Annotated in this window: 17 protein-coding genes; 8 read left to right on the forward strand and 9 right to left on the reverse strand. The window is 60.1% G+C overall.

The window, feature by feature from the left end:
- The first annotated feature begins 26 nt into the window (after nt 1-26).
- Together FHX06_RS05545 and FHX06_RS05550 are read left to right on the forward strand one after the other, a co-directional pair.
- Complete coding sequence (locus FHX06_RS05545) at nt 27-1,223, forward strand: LysR family transcriptional regulator (RefSeq protein WP_162730006.1); 1,197 nt, start codon at nt 27-29, stop codon at nt 1,221-1,223.
- A gap of 106 nt (nt 1,224-1,329) precedes the next feature.
- The gene (locus tag FHX06_RS05550; RefSeq protein ID WP_112971277.1) at nt 1,330-2,301 is read left to right on the forward strand and encodes a D-2-hydroxyacid dehydrogenase family protein; all 972 of its coding nucleotides are present in this window, start codon (nt 1,330-1,332) and stop codon (nt 2,299-2,301) included.
- Nucleotides 2,302-2,333: 32 nt separating this feature from the next.
- On the opposite strand, the gene FHX06_RS05555 is transcribed toward FHX06_RS05550, so the two are convergent.
- Genes FHX06_RS05555 through FHX06_RS05565 form a run of 3 tightly spaced genes read right to left on the reverse strand, consistent with a single transcriptional unit; the run spans nt 2,334 to nt 4,757 of the window.
- Nucleotides 2,334-3,260 carry a dihydrodipicolinate synthase family protein gene (locus tag FHX06_RS05555; protein WP_112971278.1) on the reverse strand — a complete coding sequence of 309 codons (927 nt, stop codon included), beginning with the start codon at nt 3,258-3,260 and terminating at the stop codon, nt 2,334-2,336.
- A complete protein-coding gene (locus tag FHX06_RS05560; RefSeq protein ID WP_112971279.1) occupies nt 3,257-3,961 on the reverse strand; it encodes a ribonuclease activity regulator RraA in 705 nt (234 codons plus the stop codon). Before FHX06_RS05560 ends, FHX06_RS05555 begins: the two co-directional genes overlap by 4 nt.
- A gap of 10 nt (nt 3,962-3,971) precedes the next feature.
- Nucleotides 3,972-4,757 carry an SDR family oxidoreductase gene (locus FHX06_RS05565; protein ID WP_162710073.1) on the reverse strand — a complete coding sequence of 262 codons (786 nt, stop codon included), beginning with the start codon at nt 4,755-4,757 and terminating at the stop codon, nt 3,972-3,974.
- A 93-nt stretch (nt 4,758-4,850) separates the two neighbouring features.
- Here FHX06_RS05565 and FHX06_RS05570 point away from each other — a divergent pair, with 93 nt between their 5' ends.
- Complete coding sequence (locus FHX06_RS05570; RefSeq protein WP_112543894.1) at nt 4,851-5,732, forward strand: LysR family transcriptional regulator; 882 nt, start codon at nt 4,851-4,853, stop codon at nt 5,730-5,732.
- Here the strand turns inward: FHX06_RS05570 and FHX06_RS05575 are convergent.
- From FHX06_RS05575 to FHX06_RS05595, 5 genes are all read right to left on the reverse strand, one after another.
- Nucleotides 5,729-6,559 carry a glycoside hydrolase family 16 protein gene (locus FHX06_RS05575; RefSeq protein WP_183878330.1) on the reverse strand — a complete coding sequence of 277 codons (831 nt, stop codon included), beginning with the start codon at nt 6,557-6,559 and terminating at the stop codon, nt 5,729-5,731. The genes FHX06_RS05570 and FHX06_RS05575 overlap by 4 nt on opposite strands.
- Nucleotides 6,560-6,609: 50 nt before the next feature.
- Entirely contained in the window at nt 6,610-8,091 is a 1,482-nt protein-coding gene (locus FHX06_RS05580; RefSeq protein WP_112971281.1) for a lipopolysaccharide biosynthesis protein, read from the reverse strand.
- A gap of 95 nt (nt 8,092-8,186) precedes the next feature.
- On the reverse strand, nt 8,187-9,431 hold the full coding sequence (locus tag FHX06_RS05585) for a glycosyltransferase (protein ID WP_183878332.1): 1,245 nt from the start codon (nt 9,429-9,431) through the stop codon (nt 8,187-8,189).
- A complete protein-coding gene (locus FHX06_RS05590; RefSeq protein WP_183878334.1) occupies nt 9,428-10,819 on the reverse strand; it encodes a glycosyltransferase family 4 protein in 1,392 nt (463 codons plus the stop codon). Before FHX06_RS05590 ends, FHX06_RS05585 begins: the two co-directional genes overlap by 4 nt.
- A gap of 120 nt (nt 10,820-10,939) precedes the next feature.
- Nucleotides 10,940-11,677 (reverse strand): Crp/Fnr family transcriptional regulator, encoded by a 738-nt coding sequence (locus FHX06_RS05595; protein ID WP_029868883.1) that lies wholly within the window; start codon nt 11,675-11,677, stop codon nt 10,940-10,942.
- A 464-nt stretch (nt 11,678-12,141) separates the two neighbouring features.
- On the opposite strand from FHX06_RS05595, the gene FHX06_RS05600 reads away from it, so the two are divergent.
- The 5 genes from FHX06_RS05600 (at nt 12,142) to FHX06_RS05620 (ending at nt 18,561) form a co-directional block, all read left to right on the forward strand.
- On the forward strand, nt 12,142-12,855 hold the full coding sequence (locus FHX06_RS05600; RefSeq protein WP_029868884.1) for a sugar transferase: 714 nt from the start codon (nt 12,142-12,144) through the stop codon (nt 12,853-12,855).
- Between the two features lie 91 nt (nt 12,856-12,946).
- Complete coding sequence (locus tag FHX06_RS05605; protein ID WP_183878337.1) at nt 12,947-14,695, forward strand: polysaccharide biosynthesis tyrosine autokinase; 1,749 nt, start codon at nt 12,947-12,949, stop codon at nt 14,693-14,695.
- Complete coding sequence (locus FHX06_RS05610; RefSeq protein ID WP_113146627.1) at nt 14,692-15,642, forward strand: glycosyltransferase family 2 protein; 951 nt, start codon at nt 14,692-14,694, stop codon at nt 15,640-15,642. Before FHX06_RS05605 ends, FHX06_RS05610 begins: the two co-directional genes overlap by 4 nt.
- Before the next feature lie 8 nt (nt 15,643-15,650).
- The gene (locus FHX06_RS05615) at nt 15,651-17,018 is read left to right on the forward strand and encodes a polysaccharide biosynthesis/export family protein (RefSeq protein ID WP_112543887.1); all 1,368 of its coding nucleotides are present in this window, start codon (nt 15,651-15,653) and stop codon (nt 17,016-17,018) included.
- Nucleotides 17,019-17,109: 91 nt separating this feature from the next.
- On the forward strand, nt 17,110-18,561 hold the full coding sequence (locus FHX06_RS05620) for a hypothetical protein (protein WP_112543886.1): 1,452 nt from the start codon (nt 17,110-17,112) through the stop codon (nt 18,559-18,561).
- Nucleotides 18,562-18,590: 29 nt separating this feature from the next.
- Here FHX06_RS05620 and FHX06_RS05625 read toward each other — a convergent pair whose 3' ends face one another.
- Nucleotides 18,591-18,884, reverse strand: coding sequence for a hypothetical protein (locus FHX06_RS05625; RefSeq protein ID WP_112543885.1), 294 nt, complete (start codon nt 18,882-18,884; stop codon nt 18,591-18,593).
- Nucleotides 18,885-18,931: the final 47 nt, after the last annotated feature.

An 18,931-nucleotide genomic window follows, 5' to 3' on the forward strand; every position in this document is an offset into this window, starting at 1 on the left:
CCGGCTGCGGGCGTTCAGGAAGAGCCATGTCGAAGCCGATCCATCCGAACCTCCGCCACATCAGGCTCTTCACTGCTTGCGCAGAGACCAGCTCGCTGACAGCGGCCGCGACCGCCCTCGGCATCACCCAGCCGGCGGCGTCTCAGGCCCTGCGGCGGTTGGAAGAGCTTCTGGACGCGACCCTGATCGAACGCGATACCATGGCACTGACGGTGGAAGGAAAGATCGTCCTGCCGCGGTTCCGCCGCCTCTGCGACCTCATCCGCCAGGCATGCATATCGACCGCGAAAGCGGCAAGCGACATCACCGAGGCGCGTCTGACATGGCCGCACCTGCACGCCATCACTTCCTTTGCCGAGCACGGCAGCTTCAGCGCCGCAGCTCGCACGATGGAACAATCGGAGCCGGCCGTGCAGCGCGCGGCGCGCGAGGCCGAAGCCGTTATCGGCATTTCCCTCTTCGAAAATTTCGGCCGCAACGTCCGCTTGACGGTTGCAGGACTTTCAGCTGCTCGCTGGTTCAGCCTGGCGCTAGCTGAATTCGAAAGCCTGCGCGACGAACTCCAGGAGGCCCACAATCACTATGCCGGCCGTATTTCGATCGGTACCCTGCCGCTGACCCGAACCTTCCTGGTGCCTGACCTAATCGCGCACCTTGCCAACCGCCATCCGCTCGCACGCTTCGAAATCGTGGAGGGCAGCTACGAGGTGCTGATAGACGATCTCGAGCGAGGTCGCGTCGATATCCTTGTCGGTGCGCTGCGCAAAAACCTCGTCTCGAAAACCCTGCATCAGGAAGCGCTCTTCGATTTCGAACTCAGCATCGTCGGGCGCGCCGACCATCCCTTGACGCGGCATCGGGGGATCACCCCTGACGATCTCGCTGACTACCCTTGGGTCGTCGCCCGTCGCGATACGCCTTCGCGCGAAACCTTCAACGCAATGGCAGCAACCTTCCCGAAGGACAAACCCGCCCGCCAGAGCGTCGAGACCGGCTCGCTCAATGCCATCAGGGGCGTGCTCCTGAAATCCGATCACCTCGCCCTGCTCTCACGCCACCAGATCCGTTATGAGCTGGAGGCAGGCTTCCTCGCTACGATGGATCATCCGCTGCCCGGTTCCCGCCGTCCCGTCGGCGTCACGTTACGCCGCCATTGGCTGCCGACTGCTCTACAGGCGGAATTTCTTTCTCTGCTCAGAAAGCATTCGGCAGAACTCATCTAGCCCAGACGTCTTTCACGATTGCGCGAGCGGCCCCCATATTCTCGGAATATGCGGTAATGGTTCTCTGGCCGGACAGCCAGTAACGATGTTTCATGGAGTTCTTCGAATGCTTTTACGCTGCGCCATTCTCGATGATTACCAGCGCGTCGCCCTGTCCATGGCCAACTGGAGCAGCATCGAGGCGAAGGTCGAGATCGACTGTTTCAACGACGGTGTCGCAGACACAGACGCCCTCGTTGCCCGGCTCGCGGACTACGAGATCATCGTCGCCATGCGGGAGCGCACCGTCTTTGATGCCGAACGCCTTGGCCGCCTGCCGAAGCTCAAACTGCTGATCACGACCGGCATGGCCAACGCCTCGATCGACATGGCCGCTGCCGCCCGTCTCGGCATCACCGTTGCCGGTACAGGCGGCTTCGTCGGTTCAGCCGCGGAACTCACTTGGGCGCTGCTGATGGCGATGGTTCGCCATATCCCCTCGGAAGTCGCCAATTTCCGCGCAGCAAAGGACCCATGGCAACTATCGGTCGGGCGCGACCTCAGGGGCCTGACGCTCGGCGTCGCCGGTCTTGGCAAGCTCGGCCGGCAGGTAGCTGCTTACGGCCGCGCTTTCGGCATGAACGTTATCGGCTGGTCGCGCTCCAACACGCCGCAGAAGAGCGCCGAACTCGGCATCGGCTATGCCGCTACCCTCGACGAATTGCTGCGCGCCGCCGATATCGCCTCGTTGCATCTGACCCTGAATGCGGAAACGACAGGCATCATCGGCAAGCGCGAGCTCAGTCTGATGAAGCCGGGCGCCATCCTACTCAACACATCCCGAGGGCCGCTTGTCGACGAGCAATCACTGATAGCAGCACTGGAAAGCGGCCATCTCGGCGGCGCCGGCCTTGATGTTTTCGACGCGGAGCCGCTGCCCGCAAATCACGCCTTTCGGCGGCTCGCCAATGTCGTGGCAACCCCGCATCTCGGCTATGTGACGGAAGAAACCTATCGCATTTTCTATGGGGACGCGGTGGAGGATATCGCAGGCTGGATCGACGGAAAGCCATTGCGTGTCCTCAATGCAGAGCATTGAGGGGCTCCCCGCTTTGCAGCGGGGAGTTTTCGTCAAACTGGCGCGCGGGGATCATGCCGCGCAAGCCGGCGCAGCAGATAGTCGACCTCGGACCGCGCGGTGGTGCTGAGCGAACTCCCGGGCTTGCGCTGCGCATCGGAGGTGATGACACCCCGACGCATCAGGACATGCTTGCGAACGGCAAGGCCGACGCCGAGCTGCTGCTCGTAGCGGATCAGCGGCAAGTGAGCGTCGAATAGATCATGCGCCTCATCACGTTTGCCGGCGGCAAACAGATTGACGAGTTCCACCAGCATGTCGGGGAAGCCATAGCCGGTCATGGCACCATCCGCACCGCGTTCCGGTTCGAAATCGAGGAACATGCCGCCATTGCCGCAGAGGATCGAGAAGGGACGGAGATCGCCGGCCTTCTGCATGGCACGCAGTTTCGAGATTTTTTCCAGGCCCGGCCAGTCCTCGTGTTTGAGCATGAGGCAGGACGGATGGTCGGATATGATCTTGGCAACGACGCCCGAGGACATGACGACCGTCAGCGTCAGCGGATAGTCTTGCAACACCCACGGAACGTCCGTGCCGACGGCCTCGACGGCTTGCGCGAAATACTGGATGATCTGCTCGTCGGTGCGGAGCGCCGGGGTCGGCGCGATCATGACACCCGCAGCACCCATGTCCATCGCATCGCGGGCGAGCGAACGCATCGCCGCAAAACCGGGCGCGGAAACACCGACAATGACCGGCACCCTTGAACGGCCGACGACCTGACGGATGATTGCCCGCGATTCGGCGGGCTCCAGTTTCGGCGCTTCACCCATGATCCCGAGGATAGTCATGCCTGTAACGCCGCTGTCCTGATAAAAATCGGTCAGCCGGTCGATTGACGGCGTATCGAGACTCCCATCCGGCAGGAATGGCGTGGTTGCGATAGCGTAGACGCCCTTGGCGTCAGTCCCGAAGCTCATTGTGCATCCTTCCACGCCTTATAGCGTGCCTTCGTTTCAGCATTCATGGGATAGAGACCGGGCAGCGGTACGCCCCGGTCGATTTCGGTCATGATCCAGCCTTCCATACGCTCCTGCTCCGGCGCTTCGGCAAGCACCGCATCCAGCAGAGCTGCCGGGATAAGCACGGCGCCGTCCTTGTCTGTAACGACGATATCGCCGGGGAAAACCGCAACACCGCCGCAAGCGATCGGCTGCTGCCAGCCGACGAAGGTCAGCCCGGCGACGGAAGGCGGTGCCGCCATGCCGTCGCACCAGACCGGCAATCCGCTCGCAAGTACGCCTTCGAGATCGCGCACGACGCCATCGGTCACCAGGGCCGCGACCTTGCGCTTCATCATCCGGGCGCAAAGGATATCGCCGAAAATGCCGGCATCCTGCACGCCCATGGCATCGACCACGGCAATGCATCCCTCGGGCATGTCTTCGATTGCCGCTCTTGTAGAAATCGGTGAAGCCCAGCTTTCAGGCGTCGCCAGATCCTCACGCGCCGGTACGAAACGCAGCGTGAAGGCCGGACCGACGACCCGCTCCTGGCCGGGCCGTAGCGGCTTGGTGCCGCGCATCCAGACGTTTCTGAGCCCCTTTTTCAGAAGCACGGTTGTCAGCGTCGCCGTGGAGATGCCCTTCAGAGTTTCTATGGCAGCCGGATCGAGAGACATTGTCAGCACCTCATATGCTCTGGATGAGGCCGCCGTCGATGCGGATGACGGAGCCGGTAATGTAGGATGCGCGCGGGCTCGCCAGAAAAGCAACCGTGTCGCCATATTCCTCTGGCCGCCCATAGCGTCCGACAGGGATAGCGGCCGTGCTTTCCGCCGTCACCTCTTCGACCGGCCGGTTCTCACGCTTGGCCTTCTGCTCATCGAGGAAAGTGATACGGCCGGTCGCAATACGCCCTGGCAGCACGATATTGGCGGTGACGCCGTCACGTCCGATTTCGCGTGCAAGCGTCTTCGACCATCCGACCAACGCCAGGCGCAAGCTGTTGGAAATACCGAGATTGGGAATCGGCGCCACGACGCCTGACGAGGTGGAGGTAATGACGCGGCCCCAGCCGCGCTCTTTCATGCCGGGCAGCACGGCATCCGTCACGGCAATCACCGAGCGCACCATCATGTCGAAATATTTCGACCAGGTTTCCGCCGATTGACCGGAAGCAGGTGTCGGTGGCGGTCCACCCGTATTGTTGACGAGAATATCGACGCTTCCAAACGTATCGGCGATCACGGCCAACCTCGCCTCGATGACGGAGAGATCGGCAATATCCCAGCCGATCGCCAGCGCCTTTCCTCCGGCAGAAACAATGCCTTCCGCCGTCTTCGTTGCGGCACCTTCGTCAATATCGGCGACGGCAACGCGAACACCCTCTGAAGCCAACGAGCGGGCAATCGCCCCACCCAGTCCGCCACCCGCGCCGAACACCAAAGCGGTCTTTCCGTTCAATTGCATATCCAAGGCAAATACTCCCGTTTGGCCCACATTATGGCGATCGGGAAAAGAAGAAAAATCTCGCTTTTTCTGGTTTCAGAAGATAGAAAATCTATCCTTATGGAGACGCGGTTTCTCGATACATTTCTACTGGTTGCCGAGCTTGGGTCACTGGCCGAGGCCTCCCGCCGCCTCGGCATTACGCCTGCCGCGGTGGCCCAACGCATGCAGGCACTGGAAGACGATGTCGGCGTGCCGCTGCTGACCCGCGTCGGCCGCCGTGTCCGCCCGACCGATACCGGTCACGCCATTATCGAAAAGAGCCGCAGGATCCTTGCCGAGGTGCGAGATCTGCGCAGCCTCGCCAATGCCGACCTGCCCTCTGGCGAGCTTCGCCTCGGCGCCATCACCACCGCGCTGACCGGACTGCTGCCATCAGCCCTGCACGACGTCTTCGCCAGCATGCCGCTTGTCGAGGTCTTCCTGTTGCCGGGCCCGTCGACCGATCTCTACCAGCGGCTGATAGATCGGGATATCGACGCGGCAATCATTGTAAAACCACCTTTTTCGATACCGAAAACATTGGAATGGGAGCTACTGCGGGCCGAACGTCTGGTTCTCGTGGCCCCCGCCGATTGCCAGGGCAAGAACCCGCACGAACTCCTGAAGACCCGCCCCTTCATCCGCTACGACCGGAACAACTGGGGCGGCCGCCTTGCCGACGAATATCTTCAAAGACAGGGTTTGAAGCCGGCTGAACGTCTGGAACTCGATTCCCTCGAAGCAATCTCAGTCATGGTCGCCAACGGGCTCGGCGTCTCGCTGGTGCCGGACTGGGCAAGGCCCTGGCCGGAAGGCCTCAACCTCGCCGTTCTCGAACTGCCCGTACCCTTTCCACCGCGAGAGGTCGGAATGCTCTGGCCGCGCAGTTCCCCGTCGCGTCGGCTGACGGGCATCGTACTCGACGCGCTCAAGCGCTCGCAGACCGCCATCGGGCCCTAATCGTTTTTGGCCGAAATCAGGTTCTTGCGCTGATAGACATGGATATAATCGACCAGCAGATAGGATGGGTTTGGCGTTTCATCGATCGGCCAGCCCGATCCGAGCGCAAGATTGACCAGCGGGTAGAACGGCATATGGAATTCCGGCGGCGTATCGAAGCTCCACAACGGTTGACGATCCAGATAGAAGGTCGATTTCTGCGGACCAATATCGACGCCAAACGTATGGTAGTCGCTGCTGAGCGAGCCTTCAGGCACATTTGTCAGATGACCGTCCGTCGTGTGCTGGTTGCTTGGTCGCCAGACATGATAACCCATGCTGAACTCGCCGGGCGCGCGACCATAATATTCGATCACGTCGATTTCAGAGGTAAATTTGGACCGGTCGAGGCCGATCAGCCAGAAAGCCGGCCAGACGCCCTTGCCGGGCGGTAGCTTCATGCGTGCTTCAAAATAACCGAACGTCTGCGAAAAGCCCTCACCCTTCGGATTGGTCGAGGCTAGCAGGCCGGAACGCCACTTGCCATCCGCGTCCTTCCGGGCCTCGATGCGCAGGATGCCGTCATTGACCGTAAAAGGGAAACCGTCCATCGGGTCGGTAAACTGTGCATCGCCGAAATCACCATTCCATGGGGTGTGGGCAATCCACCGCGATCCCTTCTCGCCCCAGGCCGAAACGTCAAGCGTGCTGAAGTCTTCGGCGAAGGTTAGCTGGAAATCGTCGAGATTGAGCGGTTCTTCCGCTTCGCTGGGCCGGGGGCCCGGCGGACCGAAAAGGCCGATGATGATCAGAAGTGCAAATCTTCCGGCAAATTTCGAGTGACGCATTGTTCTCCCTCCCGGAGATTTCGAGCCCGTTGCGGGGTTTTGCGAGCCGATCATGAAACGACGACTCCGTTTCGCCAGGGTACGATCTTTCTGACGATAATAGCTTCGAGCCCGTCTGGCTTTCCGACGGCCTGCCACAGGAGCAGCGAGAAAACCCAGAAGAGCGCCAGTGCGCCAATGCTGCAGAAACCGACGACGACGACGAGTTCCAAGCCGAGCGGTATGGCTACGAGAACTGGCTGGACCAAAAGCAGAAAGCCGACCATCGGCACGCAGGCGACAAGCGGACGGACGAACGCGTAAAGCTGCGCGCCGATCGAGACGCCGATCAGCCGCTGCATGATGACAAGGCAGACGAGATAAGCGACGACGGCGGCGATGACGCGTGCCGCCAGGGCGCCTTCAAGCCCGAACATCACGACACCGACCACCGTAACCGGCGCTCTCACTGCGAATTCGGCAAACATCCGCAGCGCCACATAGCGGGTCTTGTCGAGAACCATGACGAGCGAAGGCATGATAGTGGTCGGCAGGCCAATCAGGCTGACGATGCAAAGCCACTGCAGGATCGGCGCTGCAACGATCCATTTCTCGCCAACGACGATACGCACGATCGGCTCGGCCAGAAGAATGATCACGAGCAGGATAGGCGCCGCCACGACCATGATCGCATTTGTGGCCTTCAAATAGGCGGTGATCTGCTGACCCCGGTCGCCGACATTGGAAAAGGCAGCCATCAGCGGACGCATTAGCGGGCCGACGAACGTCTGATAGGGGATACCGGCAAGGTTGTCGGCAACGCTGAAGGCGCCATAGGTGGAAAGGCTCGTAAAGCGCGGCAGCATCAACCGGTCCATCTGCCAGTTGAGCGAGTTGAGAACCTGAGAAACCGTATTCCAGCCAACCATGTCCTGGAAATGCTTCCATTCCGAAAGACTGAGCCTCGGTCGCATCGGCGCAAAAATATAGGAGACGATGGTAGACGCCGTCGGCCCGGCAACGGCGCCAATCGCCAGTCCCCAGTAACTGTCGGTCGCAAGCACGACACCGACGCTGAAGATCAGCGTCGACCCCTTGGCAAGGAGATCGAGGGCGAATTCGCGCCGGAAGTCGAAGCGCTGCATGAAGAGCACCATGCGCGGGCTGATCACGCTGCGCATCGCAGGTGCTATCGAAATCACGGCGACCAGCGGAAAAAGCCGCGGATCATTGTAGAAGAGAGCCATCGGCCAGGCGACGACGATCATCAACAGGCTGATCGCCGTTCCTCTCATGAGGCTCAACGTAAAGGCTGTTGCAAACATCCGCTCGGATGGCGAGGGAATGCGTACCAGCGCCTGGGTGAGCGGAAGATCGAGGATCGCCTCGACGATGACGAGCACCGACGTAGCGATGGCGACGATCCCGAAATCCGCCGGGCTCAGAAGTCTCGCAAGCACAAGCAGGCTCACGAAGTCGAGCAGTCGTGCCAGGAATTTTCCGCTTATCGTCCATATGCTTGCTGTCGCCGTTCTATGCGATACGCTTGACACGATTTATTCCTTGGCCATCTACAACGAACCTCTTCTGGGAGCGCCGCAGTACCGCCGCTCCGGGGTTTTGCCGGCCCTTTGGCCGGTTGTGCGTGTCAGCTTACTTTCTTCCTGACGGGACTTGCGGCCTGATAGCCATGCCTGACGAGTTGCTCGTCGATAAGCGAGCCGAGGCGGTCGCGGAAAACCGCTGCGGAGAATTTCAGGGCGTGGTTATGGATCGCCGCCGGATCGAGCGCATCCTCGACCGCTTCGAACGCCGCTATCGTTTCCATCAGCGCTTCCACGCTTTGCTCGGCAAAGCGGAAACCGACATGCGGCGCGCAGACGGTCTCGCGTGCGCCGCCGGCGTCAAAGGCCAGAACCGGCCGGCCGGACGCCATTGCCTCCACCGGCAGAATGCCGAAGTCTTCGATGCCGGGGAAAAGCAGTGCACGGCAGCGCGACAGATGATCACGCAGAGCCGAGAATGGCTGATGACCGAGAAACTGCACCGTCGGCCCAGCGATCGATCTCAGATAGGCTTCCTGCTCGCCCTCCCCGATCACGATCAGGTTGCGGCCCATTTCGGTGCAGGCCTTCACGGCAATATCCGGCCGCTTGTAGGCAGTGAGCTGGCCCGCATAGAGATAGAACTCGCCTTTGCCCTGCCCGATGACGAAATCGTCGGTCGCAACCGGCGGATAGATGACGACGGCATCGCGGTCGTAGAAGCGGCGGATACGGCCGGCGACATAGCTGGAATTCGCAACAAACGTATCGACGCGCGCGGCGGTCGTCACATCCCAGGCACGCAGCACCGGAGCCGTGAGCGACATCATTGCCTTGCCGATCCAGGAAACGCCGCGCCGGTACAGGTGAAACTGGTCCCAGATATAGCGCATCGGCGAATGGCAGTAGCAGATGTGAAGCGCATCCGCCCGCGTGATGATACCCTTGGCGGGACCGGATTCGCTTGAAATGACAAGATCATAGTCCTGAAGGTCGAAGTGCTCGAGCGCAAACGGCATGAGCGGCAGCATCTTCGTGTAATGACGCGTCGAACGCGGAATCTTCTGCAGGAAGGACGTATGGATGTTGCGGCTGTTCAGGAAATCACTGGTGCGTTCGGGATTGTACACCAGCGTGAATATGTCCGCCTGCGGGAACATGCGGCACAGTTCTTCGACCACCTTCTCGCCGCCGCGCATCGATACCAGCCAATAGTGGACGATCGCGACGCGAAGCGGTTTCGCATCGGCCCTGCCGCCGGCTTCGACGGGCCGGCTTCTTGCCACGACGGGCGCATCGCCACGGAATGCCATTGTTTCGGGGAGAGAGCTTGCTGCTTTGACAGTCACCTGAACGCTCCTTGTACAATTGCCTCGCCCTTCGGCTCGGGCACTACATGTGTCGGAATCAGACTGCGGTATTGTGCGAGAAGGGCATCGCGCCATTCTTCGTGCGTTGTTGCCAGATTGGGCGACAGCCGGAAGGCGCGCTCGCTCATGAGGCGAACATCCTCCTTCGGCATGTGCCGGAAGGCCGCAAGCGTTGCGGCAAAGGCCTCCTCGTCCATCGTATTGCAGGAGATCGCCATTCCAGCCCTCTCCATCTCCTCGGCAAGGAAGGCGCCCTTGGTCATGATGACGGGAAGGCCGCTGCGTGCCGCCTCGATTGCCACGAGGCCGAACGGCTCCGGATAGCGGGACGGCATCACGAGCGCACTTGCCGTGCGGATGATACGACCGATCTCGGCATGCGACTGCCAGCCCATGGCCCGGACATGATCGCCGGCCGCCACGACATCAGGCATCAGTGGCCCATCGCCGATCACACAAAGCCTTGCTCCGGCTCTGCGCGCAGCGGCAAGCGCGTCTTCGATACCCTTTTCCTCATCCAGCCGGCCAATGAAGACGAACTCGTCATTGTCCTCGGCTGCAACACGCTCTGCCGTCAGCGGCGCGATCGGATTGCGGATGGTGATGAGCCGTTCCGGCTGGTAACCGGAGCCCTCAAGGAACTCGGCCATCTTTTCATGGAGCAGGATGATTCTGCCGAAGGCGGGACGGCTTCTCAGGGCACGGAAGAGATTGGCACCGCGGGCCGTCCGCCACAGTTTCTGCGCATAGCTGCGCTTGTCGCAGGATGTGGCAATACAACTCGCTCCAAGCGGACGCCGCTGGCAGATCTCTTGCGCCTGATAATCAAAAAACGCCCCGTTCGGGCAACCGGTGAAAAAGTCATGTGCGTGAACGACGCATCGGCCGGCAACGGGCGCAAGCGCGTCGAAGACGGCCGGCGACAGGATCTGATGCCAGCCGTGGACATGATAGGCCGTCCTCGGCGTATCATTGGCACGCACCCAAGCGGAAATCATCCTGCCGGCGGCAGGATTGTGAATGCCGGTCGCGAAGGCCTTCACTCGGTTGGCGCTCAAGAGGTCGCGACTATTGAGCTTGACGATAGAAACGTCGAGAGACGCAAGCTCTTCACTGGCGCCGTCATCACCGCAGATGTAGGTGACGGCAAGGCCCAGTCCGCGGAACAGCTTCGCTGAGAGTACAGCAAGTGCAGTCGCCCCACCCCTCGCCGTCGAATAGTCGTCGATGACGACCACGTGGTCGAGCGCCGGGCGGGCTGCGATGCCGTCTCTCCATATTTTCGCGTAGCGTCCGGAAGCCGGCCACCGCAAGGTCGAAACGGCAGGCCCATTCTCATCAGGACGCAGTTGGCCGATGTCGTTCATAGAAGCTCTCCGACGACAGACACAATGGATGCTTTTGACGGCTAGGCCCCTAGGCCGTCCATGAGGGGTGAAGTGGTCGCGATCCGGCTGCGGACGGCAGCTGGATCGTGACGAAGTGCATCATTTGGCCAACGCTGCACCGTCGGCATAGGCTTCCAGCGCCTTGCGGTTGAGGATACGGATCCTGCCCTGGGCTCCGTCGATCACCTTGCATTCACGCAGGCGCCGCAAGCACTGGTTGACTTTTTCACGAGAAGCCGGAAGCGTCGCCGCCAGATCGTTCTGCGAAATTATCAGCACGTCTCGGTTGGCTGGCGTGTCCTTTCCGTAGACCGAAGATAACCGCAGCAACATCGCCGCCAGCCGCGACTGCAGGCTGGATCCGGCGTTCGAAATGATGCGGCGCTCAAGCTCGGAAACACGCGCAAGCGTTCTCGAGAAAACCTTCTCCTGAAACTGCGGATCAGTGGCATACCTTTCGCGCAGCAACCGACCTTCGAAGAAGTATAGCTCGCAATCCGAACTGGCTCTATACTCCAAATTCAGCATTTGCTTGCGTAATACTTCGAGTTCGCCGATCAGACCTCCCCTCGGAATGATCTCGACGATGAACTCCCTGCCATCCGGCAACATCGTACTGGCACTGACCAGCCCGCGCTGCACGCGAGCGAACATGTCCACAAAGACTCCAGCGCCAGCAATAAGTTCGCCGCGACGGAAGTTGCGTACAGTCGCGCGGCAGAACGGGAAGTCGTCGTCACTTGAGATGCGATTGTTCAGAGATGTATCCGGAACAACGCTAATAGCCGCTTTGCCCATAGCGACTCTATAGTCTCTCGTTTGTGTAGCTCCGTCCATGCGCATAACTCCCCAACAAAACAGATTGGTCGTAGCTGATGCTGCACTGCATCATTTATATTGTCCTAACTTGAGAGTCAAATAACAATCGAAGATGACAAGAGCATCTCAAATAATAGTGACAATACCACCAGTTATGTAGATTATATTTTTTCTAGTATCCGTCGAATTCAGGGGGAGTACTACGCCAACCTGCCCATTTTTGGGGCTATTGGGATTAAAATTGCCCAAAAATAGCTACAACGCCCGGCTTCATCTATTCAAGCCGTGCGCGCAAGACGTCATATAAGTTAAATTTTCGAATAAATTAGGGTGTAGAAATCCCCTGCCGCCGAATTCGTAGAGAACTCTGTAGCATTACAGTATTAGCATAAATAATTTGCTAATCATTATGACCGCGGTCACAGACAAGCACATTGCGCTGCACCAAACTTCACGAGGTTCTAAACTTTTGGAGTCGGTCGATGACTTGGGAAGCACAGAGTATTGAAGTTCGTGAATCCTGGCCGAACGTTGACCAGTCCGGGCCGAATAACAATCCTCGCAGAGTATCGCGGCCTCATGTGGTCGGCAAAGCATCCAAGCGGGCAGTTGATATCGTATTGGCAGCCGCTGCTCTGGTTTTGCTGTCGCCTCTGATGCTCATCGCGGCACTCATCGTAAAGTTGAGTGACCAGGGGCCAGTCTTCTATTCGCATACGCGTATCGGATATGGGGGCGCCGCCTTTGGCTGTCTCAAGTTCCGCACCATGAAGACCGACGCCGCCGAAAGGCTCGCCGAACTGCTGCGCGCCAACCCGTCAGCGCGGGCCGAGTGGGAAACGACACGGAAGCTAAAGAACGATCCGCGCATCACCGCTGTCGGCGAAATCCTGAGGAAGTCCAGCATCGATGAGCTTCCGCAGCTCATCAATATCTTGCGGGGCGAAATGAGTATCGTGGGCCCGCGGCCGGTGACGGCAGAAGAACTCGCCCGCTACGGCGAGCATGTCACGAGCTATATGGCCGCTAGACCTGGCCTGACGGGACAATGGCAGACCAGCGGCCGCAACGATGTGAGCTATGAACACCGTGTCGCGCTCGATGTCCAATATGTCCGTCATTGGTCGCTCGCACGCGATTTCATCATCATCGCGAAAACCGTTCCTGCCCTGTTCTCGCAGCGCGGCTGCTACTGATCCAGCCGGGACGCCGTGTGGCCCGACAGGGCCGCGCGCACCAGCTGGATATCAATGAAGAAGATACTCTTGCCCTTTGGATCAGGACACTATGAACTCAAATCACGTCTTCAGTAGCGTCGCCCCGATATCCTTGCCGGCCACCGCCAGCAGTAGTTCGTCGTTGACACTGCGGGACATGTCCTTTTTCGTCAGGATGCGTTGGCCGTGGATTGTATTTACCACCGTGGTCTTCCTTGCCCTCGCTGCCGCCTATCTCTTCATCGCCAAACCGACCTATGTGGCCAGTACCCAGCTGATGGTCTTCCCGCAGGTGAACGGTTCAGACGCCCAAAGAGCCTTCGCCGAAGACGCCTTCATCGATGCACAGCTTGAAATAGCAAAGTCGAGCGATGTCCTTGGCGGGGCCGCCAGCGCGCTGAACCTTGCCAACGATCCGGCCTTCTCCAATCAGACCCTTTCTCTGCAGGATAAGGTCAAGGACTGGCTGACCGGCAATCTCGACGCCGCTCAGCCCCGGACTGCACAGGGAGATGCGACCTCGGGCAATGCCCAGCCTGCCAGTGCAAACCAGGAAGAGGCGGGAATCGACCGGGCGATTGCTCGTCTGCGCAACATAGTTGCCATGCGCCGCATCGGTCAGTCGACAATCCTCGAAATATCCGCATCCGCATCCAGCCCGCAAAAAGCGGTCGAGATCGCCGATGCGGTTGCCCAGCAATATATCCGCAAGAATGTGCAGATGAAGGCCGCTGCGGCCCAGCAATACAGTGAATGGCTAGAGCAGTTCGTCAACGAGCAGCAGCGTGGGCTCGCCGATGCCGCGAGCGCGCTCGCAACCTTCAAGGCCAATCCGCGCGACCAGTTCAAGCTCGCCGAATTGCAGAGCGCCACCGACGCCCGGCGCACCCTCTTCGAAAACACCCTGACGCAGTATACCGAGGCCAAGCAGCGGATCTCCTATCCGGTTTCCGACGCGACCATCGTTTCGCGGGCGACCTCGCCACTCTCCAAGGCGCAGCCGAACAATTCGCTGATCCTTGCCTTCGCGCTGGTGGTTGGCGCCGGTTCCGGCCTCGGCCTCGCCATGATCCGCCATGTCAGCGACCGGCGCATCATGCGCACCCAGCAGCTCTCGCATGCGACGGGCCTGCCTTTCGTTACACCTCTCGGACGCGCAAAGAGGACGAGCCGCGCGGCGGCGCTGTCTACGTCCAACGACAGCGGCACCGTCGCCTATCCGATGATCCCCGGAATGGCCGAGCTTGGGGCGACTGTCACCGGCTTCCGCCGCAGACGGCGCGTGGTAATTGGTATCGTGGCCGTCAATCCGGGCGGCGGCGCATCCACCATCGCCTGCGAGCTCGCCGTGCTCTCGGCAATATCCGGTTCGCGCACCCTGCTGATCGATGCCGCGGCGACAAAGTCTTCTCTGAGCAAGTCCATTGCGCCGAACAGTTCGGCTGGCCTGATCGACGTGCTCGACAATGTCGAGGCGATCCGCACCGCCACCCTGTCGCTGACGCCGACATTGAAATTCCTGCCTCTCGGCAAGGTCCGTGCCGTGACGCCCGCCGTCCGTCTGAGCTCGCGTCGCACCCAGCTCAACTTCAACGATCTGAAAAAGGAATTCGACGCCATTTTTGTCGATATCTCCGCCTTCACCTCGTCGCCGGACGCAAACGCGCTCGCTCCGGAGTTGGACGGTGTTCTCGTTGTAACCTCTTACGGCCGCACGTCGATTGACGAGACGGTTCGCGTCATCGACAGCATGCGCAATGTCGGTGCCGAAATCCTCGGTGCGATCGTCAACAACACACCATCGAGTGTTCAGATATGATGGCTCCGACCCCACAAGCAGCAAAGCTGAAGGTCGCCGTCGGCATTGCCTCGGCCGGCCGGCCTGCGACGCTTCTGGAGACGGTAACCTATATTGAGGGTCTTCAGCCTCACCCGGAGCGCATCATCGTCTGCGTCCCCAACCTGGATGACGCTGCCGGACTTGCCAATCGAAAGGGCGTGGAATTGATGGCCGGCCCCCGTGGCCTGACCTGCCAGCGCAACCGGATCATCGAAGCCGCCGGTGCGGACATGGATGTGCTGATCTTCCTCGACGACGACTTCATTCCGGCTCCTGGCTACATTCCACGCATGGCGGCGGTCTTCGCCGACAACCCGGATGTGGTCATTGCGACCGGCGACGTCCTGGCTGACGGCATTCTCGGCAAGGGGCTGACCCAGTCCGAAGCCATGCATGTCATCAAGACCGCAAGCGAAAGAGACGAGCAGGTGACGGAAGTCTATAACGCCTACGGATGCAACATGGCGGTTCGGCTGGCGCCAATTCTAAGTCACGGGCTCGCTTTCGATGAAGAATTGCCGCTCTATGGCTGGCTGGAGGATGTCGACTTCAGCCGGTCTATAGCGCGCTACGGACGGTCGGTGCGTATTTCGGGCGCTTGCGGCGTACATCTCGGCGTCAAGTCCGGACGCCAGCCCGGCAAGAGGCTCGGCTATTCGCAAGTCGCAAATCCCGTGCATCTGCTGCGTAAGGGCACGATGTCCCTGACCCGTGCTCTGGCGCAGATCGGCCGCAATATCCTGGCCAACGCCCGCGGCACCCTTCTCAATGATCGCGCAGTTGACCGTCGTGGCCGACTGAACGGCAATTTCCTGGCTTTGTCCGACCTTCTGATGGGACGCGCATCACCTATGCGCATCCTCGAACTCAGCCAGTCCTCAAATCGCGAGATGTCTTCGCCATCCATCGCGGCAAAACGGAGGTAACAGACGCCATGAGGCTTATGTCTTTCCCTGATCGTCTTACGCTCGCTGGCCTTGCCGCCGTCTTCACCTGCCTGCTGGGATGGACTGCCGCCCATGCCGACAACTACACGCTCGTTCCCGAGGACAAGATAAAACTTCGAGTCGTGGAATGGCGTTCCACCGACTCCAAATATGCGAGCTGGGAAGCTCTCGACGGAACCTACAACGTCGATGATGCCGGCAATCTGTCGATCCCGATCGCAGGTCAGATCAGGGCATCCGGCCAGACGACCGAGCAATTGTCGGAGACCATTTCTGACGCGTTGGCTGAAAAGGCCGACCTTCCCGGAAGGCCTTTCATCGCTGTCGAGATCGACCAGCATGCGCCGATCTTCGTCAACGGCAGCATCGAGCGGCCGGGACGCTATCCCTTCGAGGCCAACATGACTGTCATGAAAGCCGTCAGCATTGCCGGCGGCTATATGCGGGCGCGTGACGAGAGCAGCTACTATGACAGGGACCGCATTCAGGCAGCCGGCGACTATCGCACAGCCGTCTTGAACCGCCGCGATCTCCTGATGCGCGCTGCGCGCCTGCGGGCCGAGATTGCCGGTCAGCCCGATTTCGACATTCCCTCGGAGATCGGCGGTGTGCCCGACATCGGCAAGCTCAAGGCAGAGGAACTGAACCTGATGCGCCTGAGAGCTGTCGAGACCAACAGCAAGGTCGAGGCGGCTGATGATCTGAGCCGTCTCTACACCCAGGAAATCCAGTCTCTCGAAGCCAAGGTTGTCTCCCAGAAGCGGCAGATCGATCTCGCACAGCAGGAGCTAAACAACGTCAACAGCCTCGTCAGCAAGGGCTTAACCAGCAATACCCGCCAATTTTCCGTCGATCGGAGCCTGGCAGAAACTCAGAGCGAACTGCTGGATCTGGAGATAGCACTCACAAAATCCCGTCAGGGCCTGAACGAGAGCCAGCGCGAAAAGGCTGATGTCATCAACAAGCGTAATGCCGAAAATCAGCAGGAGCTGAACACGATCAGCCTCGCCATCAACAAGGCAGGGATCGACATGCAGGTGGCGCAATTGCTCGGCGACCAGGCCGGATACAGTGCGGAACTCGCCCGCATGGGCGCGGAATCGACCTTGCTCGGAACGACGAAGAAGAACTTCAAGATCGTCCGTCGCAACGAGGATGGCAGCTACAGCAATATCGTCGCAGACGAGAACACGGCCCTGTTGCCGCACGACATCATCGAGATCGGCGTCGAGGCAGCCGCGGATGCCTCCTCTGCGGCGTCGCAGCCTCAGCAGCCGGCCGGCGCCCTCGTTCCCAATGTAGCCCGAAGCGATGCGCCCCGTCCGGAATGGGTACCGCAGACGGGATCGAACTAGGAGACCACGGTAGGAATATGCCTGTTAGCGTCGGAATTGAGTTCATGTCCGCATCTATGGAAAGTCTTCGACCCGGCTCGGAGGTTTCTGCATGACAATTGAACCGATCGGCTTCCTCGTCTTCCTGCTTGGCCTGGCGCTCGTCTATTATGGATTCCGCTTTGCGATCACGGCGCTCTGCATCTCCACGCTGCTCGGCGCGGCCGCAGCCTTCCAGCTTCCCGCACTCGGCGGCAGCAGCATTCAGCCGAGCCATCTCCTGCTGCTGTTCGTGACGATCGGTGTGCTGCTGCGTCCGCGCCAGAAACAGGCGGCGCTGACAAGTCTCGCCTATCCCGGCCCCGGCTTCTGGTTTGCTGCCTATGTCCTGTTTTCTGCGGTATCGGCCTTCTTCCTGCCGCGTATTTTCGCCGGCGCGACGTTGGTGTATTCATCCGCACGCAGCAGTTCCGGCTTGATGTCGATCATGGCATCGCCGCTGGCGCCGGGTTCCTCCAATCTCACGCAGTCCGTCTACCTGCTCGGCGATCTCATATGCTTCGCCATTGTCTGTGGTTTTGCCCGGCTTGGACATGGACGTTTCATTGCCCGCCAGCTCATCGTTACGGCGCTCATCTGCCTGGGTTTCGCCCTCGTCGATATTGCGACCTTCACGATCGGCCAGCCCGACCTGCTCGATTTCATTCGAAACGCCAACTACACGATGCACACGGCCGAGGTGATCGGCGGCTTCAAGCGCATCGTCGGCTCCTTCCCGGAGGCTAGCGCCTACGGTGCAGCAGCCTTGGTCTTCTTCTCTTTCACACTCATCCTGTGGCTTGAGCGCTTTCCGAGCCGTTTCACCGGCTTTGCGACGATATCGGTCGGCCTCACCGTCATCCTCTGCACCTCGACGACCGCCTATGCCGCCGGTCTCTTCATGATCGTCGTTGCAGTGCTGTTCAGCCTGAGGCGCCTTCTGAGCGGCCAGGCGACTCGTCCCTATGCAACCTTCCTTTTGATCATGCTGCTTATGGTGCCCTGTCTGATCATGGCCGTGGCGCTGATCCCGAGTGCCTGGAACGCCATTGGCGACCTGGCGAATGCAACAGTTGCCAACAAGCTCGAATCCCAATCCGGCGAAGAACGAACCGCCTGGAACACGCTGGCGCTGATCTCCTTCATCGAAACGGCGACCTTCGGAGCCGGGCTCGGTACGGTGCGGGCATCGAGCTTCGCCGCAGCCCTTCTGTCGAATGTGGGCCTTACCGGCACCGCTCTCTTCCTGCTCTTCCTCTATAGCCTGCTGAAGGCTGCGGCTCGCAGCAAACTGGTGAACCGTGAAAACCGGGCGATCGGTATGGCGGCGGTTTTCGCCTCCGTCGCACAGATCGCCTCGGCAACGATCTCCGGAAGCAGCACCGATCTCGGCCTGCTTTTCAGCATCACGGCTGGACTTGCAAGCGGTTGCCTGACCGCGCCCTACCCGCTGACAAACCGTATGGCCCGCCTGCAGAGGACACCGGCATCTCTGATGAGTACGCCGGTATTTTCGTCGCGATGATGCGCGGGGTGGAAAAAATGTCGGTTATGTCAGCCTTGCCGCTCGCTCGGCACAGGCGCCTGATCGGTGATGGCGCTTTCCTTGGACGACTTGCGGCTGCGGCGCCAGAAGCCGGTCGCAAAGACCCCCGTCACATAGCAGACCTGCATGAGCAGGAGGATACCGAGACCATAAAGCGCGGCTTCAAGCAGCGACGTGTTTTGATGGGCTACGATGCCGAAACCAAGAGCTACAATAATCGCGAAAATCGCGAAGGCCCAGGCGCGAATGGCTGCTCCGGCTGCGAGCGAAATCAGTATCACAATGATTGTGCCGTTCAGCATTGCGATGCCTTATTCCTTTCTATCGTCCCACCGAGCCCTGCGCCGGT

It is taken from the genome of Rhizobium sp. BK512, assembly GCF_014194915.1.
GTDB lineage: Bacteria > Pseudomonadota > Alphaproteobacteria > Rhizobiales > Rhizobiaceae > Rhizobium.

Coding starts and splice junctions, on each gene's coding strand:
- FHX06_RS05560 (WP_112971279.1), bottom strand. CDS start 3,961: ATGTCTCTCGATCCGGCTGCCATAGAAACTCTGAAGGGCATCTCCACG.
- FHX06_RS05625 (WP_112543885.1), bottom strand. CDS start 18,884: ATGCTGAACGGCACAATCATTGTGATACTGATTTCGCTCGCAGCCGGA.
- FHX06_RS05605 (WP_183878337.1), top strand. CDS start 12,947: ATGAACTCAAATCACGTCTTCAGTAGCGTCGCCCCGATATCCTTGCCG.
- FHX06_RS05595 (WP_029868883.1), bottom strand. CDS start 11,677: ATGGACGGAGCTACACAAACGAGAGACTATAGAGTCGCTATGGGCAAA.
- FHX06_RS05590 (WP_183878334.1), bottom strand. CDS start 10,819: ATGAACGACATCGGCCAACTGCGTCCTGATGAGAATGGGCCTGCCGTT.
- FHX06_RS05620 (WP_112543886.1), top strand. CDS start 17,110: ATGACAATTGAACCGATCGGCTTCCTCGTCTTCCTGCTTGGCCTGGCG.
- FHX06_RS05545 (WP_162730006.1), top strand. CDS start 27: ATGTCGAAGCCGATCCATCCGAACCTCCGCCACATCAGGCTCTTCACT.
- FHX06_RS05570 (WP_112543894.1), top strand. CDS start 4,851: ATGGAGACGCGGTTTCTCGATACATTTCTACTGGTTGCCGAGCTTGGG.
- FHX06_RS05575 (WP_183878330.1), bottom strand. CDS start 6,559: ATGCGTCACTCGAAATTTGCCGGAAGATTTGCACTTCTGATCATCATC.
- FHX06_RS05610 (WP_113146627.1), top strand. CDS start 14,692: ATGATGGCTCCGACCCCACAAGCAGCAAAGCTGAAGGTCGCCGTCGGC.
- FHX06_RS05555 (WP_112971278.1), bottom strand. CDS start 3,260: ATGAGCTTCGGGACTGACGCCAAGGGCGTCTACGCTATCGCAACCACG.
- FHX06_RS05550 (WP_112971277.1), top strand. CDS start 1,330: ATGCTTTTACGCTGCGCCATTCTCGATGATTACCAGCGCGTCGCCCTG.
- FHX06_RS05600 (WP_029868884.1), top strand. CDS start 12,142: ATGACTTGGGAAGCACAGAGTATTGAAGTTCGTGAATCCTGGCCGAAC.
- FHX06_RS05615 (WP_112543887.1), top strand. CDS start 15,651: ATGAGGCTTATGTCTTTCCCTGATCGTCTTACGCTCGCTGGCCTTGCC.